Raw genomic sequence first — 4,936 nt, forward strand, 5'->3', positions numbered from 1 at the left:
AGGCAGTCCAAATGCCCCGTAATCTGCAGAAAGTCGACCCGGTTTCCCCAGGCGTTGAGTTTGTCGGTGCATTCGTAACCCGCCATCCAGTACGACCGAAACGGATTGGAAAAAGAAACGCTCATACGCTTTTTTGAATGTATGCTTCTGGTCCGGAAATTGGTGAGAACGCCAGCTACGCAAGAACTTTCGCCGGTTTTAGGTAGCACCGGAGTTCCATTCCATTCGGAGTTGCTGGTTCCCCCGAACGCGGTATTCCCGGTATTGCTTTGCGCTTTCCACCGGTTTTAGCGGAGCACTGCCGGGCACACTTTCATCAAACAACCGAACGTCTGGCAATGACCGGTTTTTCGGCAGCAGCCGAACCGTGCAAAAAAAGTCCGCCGTACCTGCCAGGCGAATGACCACGTAGCCCTGCTGCTTGTCCGTGAACTCGTACTCGGTATGATAAATCGGATAATCGGAAAAGATGACCACCGGGATTTTCTCAAACCGTTTGTAGGTGTAGGTCGTCAGGATGGCCGCCAGCGCGCCCCCATACACTTCCTGGCCCACTTCGCCGGCCTGCGACCAGCCCGTCGGAATGTCTTCCAGTGGAATCGGCAACTCCCGGATGATGTGGCCTTCGCGCGGTTCCTGACAGATCGTGTCTGCGGGCAATTCGGACGGGAAATAATACCGGCCCCGGTGCAGCAGGTATTTCATGTATTCGGCAAACAACAACCGAACCGGGTCCGGTACGTCCGGCCCGACTTCTTTCAGGTAATTGAGCAGGGTCGCATAAATTTCACCTTCTTCATAGGCCGCCAGGTACGGGGCATTTTTCAGCGGAGCCATGCCCAAAAAAGTGCTCCGGGTACTTCCTGCGCCAAAATTGCATTCCCAGATCCATAACTTCGCCAGCACGTTGGCAACGCTCAGGCGGCTCTGGTCAAAATACAGCCGGTTGCCGGTAATTTTCCAGAGTTTCGCCAGTGTCAGACTGCTCATGATGGTGATGTTGCTCTGGTAGAGCAACTCGAATCCCTTGCCTTGCAACTGCTCAGCCGAGGTAATGGCTTCTTGCAGGTAGCGCGGTTCTTTCGTCAGTTCATAGGCCTGCACCATCACGTGCGTATACAAACCGGCCACATCCAGTTCCCCCCCCATGCCCTTCTCGGTTTCGGCTTTCACGACGGCCAGCGTCCGCACATCGTAAAAAACCGGCCAGTCATAGTTGAATTCATGCGCGGCTTTGATGACAAATTCCAGCGAGCGGAACAGCAGCTCTTTGGCGTCGGTATCGCCCATGTCGGCCAGTCGGCCCAGGTTCATCAGCGTATGCAACAGGTACCAGGAATCGATTTTGTTCGGATCCTGTTCTTCGCTGCGGCTTTCCTTTTCTTCTTTAAATTTCCCTCCCGGCAACCAGCGCATGATGGTTTCATGGGCCTCTTCGTAAAATGAGGGCAGGTTTTTCTTTAACCGCTCCACCAGACCGACCGGTTTTCCCAACCATTCCTGATACTCCCAGAGCGGCACCAGAATGGCCAGTTGCACCATGCTTTCGGGCGGTTTCTGCGTGACATCGACGTACGCATTGAGGTAATACGTTTTGTTCAGGGTCCGGCCGCAGTGGGTTGACGTCGCTAAAGCGTCGACGGTACGCTCAGCCGCTTTTGGCCAGTCATAATAGGCGGTTTCCGGCCTGGGCAGGTTTTTGTAGACGGCGGCAATCGCTTCCAGAAACTGATCGGCGGCTTCGAACTCACTCCGGGGAACCTGATCCGTCAGGTATACATAGGCATCCGACAGCACAATTTCGTTTCCGGCCGGCAATGGATTCTCAGAACCCGGCAGGGCAAATCCGGCTTCCGGCCATTGGGCACTGACCGTATCGCAGGGGTCGGTCTGGGTCACCTGAAAATAGTCATTGAGGGCCGTAAAATTCTGAAAATAAAACAGCGTACCCGGCTGTGGTTCGGTGACGGAAAGATACACCAGCCCGGCGGTGGGGCCGCTTTGGGTCACGTAGACCATTCCCCGGGTCGGGTCCGGATCGTGGTTTTGATCCAGCAAATAAATGTCGCGGGGAAACGCCTGAACGCTGAACGGTTTTTCCGGTTTCAGCGAGGTGGTATACCGCAGCAGCGAATCGGTTTTCTCGGGACGTTCAATCCGGACGCGAAACCGGCCCAGCGCGCCCGGAATCTCGTATTCGACGGCGGTTTTGTGTTTCCGGACCACCCTGGGTTTGTCGATAAACTGGGGATCGTAGCAGGTGCGGATCGCCAGTTTGCCGCCGGACTCGAATTGGTAAATGAGCCAGAACGAGTTTGTCGTCTGATCCGTTTGCAGCGTTCCGTGCGAAAGTTGCAGGGGAGCCTCGGCCCGCGCCCGGGTCTGTTTGAGTTGCGCGTCGAGACCCGTTACCCACTGGGAGGTTTCCTTAAGTTGAGTGGATGCTTGCCAGTAGGTGGGACTATGATAGGATGTATCAGGCATAATGAAACAGGTTTCCAATATTACTCAATAACTTCCGCTCATCGGTATACGTACCGGTTTGGGCGCAAAAGTAAGGCAACGGGGCCGGTCCGGTTTCAGCAGCCTCAGTCGGGCGAATAGGTCAATTGCAGCACCAGCGCCTGCTCGCCGTCCTGGTTGGACCGGCGCCAGCCCAGGGCAATCGGCAGGTGCTTTGCCAGGTAGACTTCCGCCCCCAGAATCAACTGGCCGTAGTCGTGGCTGCCGGATGCCCAGTCGGCCAGAACATGCACCTTTTCGTACCAGATACCGGCGTCGATTCCCAGGTGAACCCCCAGTGTAGGCCCGTCGGCCAGGTACCGGCGATTGCCAGCAAATACGCCAGCGACGGTTTTGTAGTGTTTCCCGTCAAATTCGTACCCCAGATTGCCGTAAGCCCACCCCACCCAGGCGGTTTTGTGTGCAGCCGCCAGGTTCAGACCGGTTTGCCCGCCCAGCCCAAGGTGCAGGTTGTCGGTCAGGTCGATGGTTTTCTGGGCATTCAGCAGCAGCAGGGGAGCGTACGGAATGTGCGTGGTTGTATCGTTTCGCAGCCAGGTATGGGCGGGGCGTTCGTAATCGAAATGATACAGGTTCAGCCCGATTTCCCAATTGTGATTCAGGCCGTAATCCAGTGTAGACATCGAACAAACTTCCTCCCGATTGATGTCGAGTTGCACCTGCGCCATAATGCGGTGCGCGGGTGTGATGTCCGAAGAGGGCACGTTGAAAATGGTCTGCTGGGCTTCAGCGGCCAGACCAGATACCAAAAAACCGGCCAGTAAAAAGAGCTGTTTCATTCGCAGGTTAGATAGGAATTAACTTTTATTCGATGATGGCGGTGTTCTATTTCTGATTCTATTTTATGTTACTCTTTCCAATGCATCGCCAGGCGAATGCGGAACAGGGTGCCTTCACCCGTTTTGGTTTCAATTTCCAGGCTGGCCCGCAATAGTTCACACAGCCGTTTGACGATGGACAAACCGATGCCTTCGCCCCGGGCCGATTTGATGGAGTGGATCATCGCTTCTTCCCGGCGTTCCAATTCCGGCGTCGGCAGGCCGAAAGCCGACGAGGATTCGGGCGAGGGTGCCAAAACATGCGAAAAGGAACCCGGCTCCGTGTCCCGATGGGACAAGCCCGGACCGGAATCCTGCACACTGAGAATCCAGCGAAAACCGCTCTCGCGCACCCAGGAAACCGACACCCAGCCGGATGGCGTGTGTTTGAGCGCATTCAATACCAGATTTTGCACGATGCGCTGCAACTGCAGCGGGTCACTTTCAACCAGAAGGTCAGCAGGACCGTCGGCTTTCAGGACCAGCTGCTGAAATCATGGTGCTGTCAGCGGTTTTCACATCCACTCGCTGTCCTGGGGAAGTAACGGCCTGGACGCAAAAAGGTTGCAAATCTCCCCGAAAATGAGGCTCATGAGACCCGGAAAAACCCAGATAATTTTTAAAAACAATTCCTTTACGCACCGGTTCTAAGGCCAAATCCACCGCCCAAATGCCGATTCTGCGAACGAGCGGTTTTCTTATGTTTCATTCAAACCACAGCTAAAATGGCAACCTCAAAAAGTGAAAGCGAATTGAAAGAATTATTTGTCGACGAGTTAAAAGACATTTACTGGGCCGAAAAACATTTGACCAAAGCCCTGACCAAAATGGCGAAAGCGGCCACCTCAACCGAATTGCAAACCGCCTTTGAAAAACACCTGACCGAAACCGAAAACCAGGTTGCCCGCCTGGAGCAGGTGTTTGAAGCCGTTGGCCAAAAGGCATCGGCCAAAAAGTGTGACGCCATGGCGGGGCTGATCGAGGAAGCCGAAGGATTGATCGAAGACACCAAGGAAGGGAGCCTGACGCGGGATGTGGCCCTGATTTCGGCCGCTCAGAAAGTGGAGCATTACGAGATTGCCTCCTATGGCACCCTGCGGACACTGGCTAATGTATTAGGCTATCCGCAAGCCGTTGACCTGCTGGAGCAAACGCTGGCCGAGGAAAAGAAAACGGATGTGCTGTTGACGGAAATCGCCGAAGGCTCCATCAATGAATCCGCCAAACAGGAATAACCGCTGAGGGAGCCCAACCGCTGGTAAGCTGATTTTCGGATGCGGCTTACCAGCGGTTAGTTCTTTCATTCGAGAACCTAATCCGGTTTGCTATGAGGAAGTTTCTGCGGGATAATGGCCTGTCATTGACCCTTGTTGTCATTACTCTACTAACGCTGGGCGGCCAGCTTGTGGTGGGCTGGCACGCCTTTAATGAGGAATTGCAGGATTACGGGCGCCCGTCACTGGCGTTCGGTCAGTACCTGACGAGCGGCCACTGCATCGAAGCGGTTTTTGAAAACTGGGAGAGCGAATTTTTGCAGATGGGCCTGTATGTGCTGCTGACGGTGTGGCTTTACCAGAAAGGCTCCTCCGAATCCA

Annotated in this window: 5 protein-coding genes; 2 read left to right on the forward strand and 3 right to left on the reverse strand. The window is 54.6% G+C overall.

All coding sequences use genetic code 11. The features are described from left to right. Window positions 1-198: 198 nt before the first annotated feature. The 3 genes from EHT25_RS00200 to EHT25_RS00210 form a co-directional block, all read right to left on the reverse strand. Window positions 199-2,484, reverse strand: coding sequence for a glycoside hydrolase family protein (locus EHT25_RS00200; RefSeq protein WP_124868864.1), 2,286 nt, complete (start codon window positions 2,482-2,484; stop codon window positions 199-201). 104 nt (window positions 2,485-2,588) lie between these two features. After that, entirely contained in the window at window positions 2,589-3,302 is a 714-nt protein-coding gene (locus EHT25_RS00205) for a hypothetical protein (protein WP_229311384.1), read from the reverse strand. Window positions 3,303-3,370: 68 nt separating this feature from the next. After that, window positions 3,371-3,769 (reverse strand): ATP-binding protein, encoded by a 399-nt coding sequence (locus tag EHT25_RS00210; protein WP_185731239.1) that lies wholly within the window; start codon window positions 3,767-3,769, stop codon window positions 3,371-3,373. A gap of 297 nt (window positions 3,770-4,066) precedes the next feature. Here EHT25_RS00210 and EHT25_RS00215 point away from each other — a divergent pair, with 297 nt between their 5' ends. Continuing rightward, window positions 4,067-4,576 (forward strand): YciE/YciF ferroxidase family protein, encoded by a 510-nt coding sequence (locus tag EHT25_RS00215; protein ID WP_124868874.1) that lies wholly within the window; start codon window positions 4,067-4,069, stop codon window positions 4,574-4,576. Between the two features lie 92 nt (window positions 4,577-4,668). Continuing rightward, window positions 4,669-4,936, forward strand: a 268-nt coding sequence (locus EHT25_RS00220) for a DUF6766 family protein (protein ID WP_374756145.1), incomplete at its 3' end; no start/stop codon positions are given.

Origin of the sequence: Larkinella rosea (genome assembly GCF_003858635.1) — a bacterium.
In the GTDB taxonomy this organism is placed as follows: Bacteria; Bacteroidota; Bacteroidia; order Cytophagales; family Spirosomataceae; genus Larkinella; species Larkinella rosea.

Excerpts from the sequence above, each read along its gene's own strand:
- EHT25_RS00205 (WP_229311384.1), bottom strand. The coding sequence starts at position 3,302 with ATGAAACAGCTCTTTTTACTGGCCGGTTTTTTGGTATCTGGTCTGGCC.
- EHT25_RS00215 (WP_124868874.1), top strand. The coding sequence starts at position 4,067 with ATGGCAACCTCAAAAAGTGAAAGCGAATTGAAAGAATTATTTGTCGAC.
- EHT25_RS00200 (WP_124868864.1), bottom strand. The coding sequence starts at position 2,484 with ATGCCTGATACATCCTATCATAGTCCCACCTACTGGCAAGCATCCACT.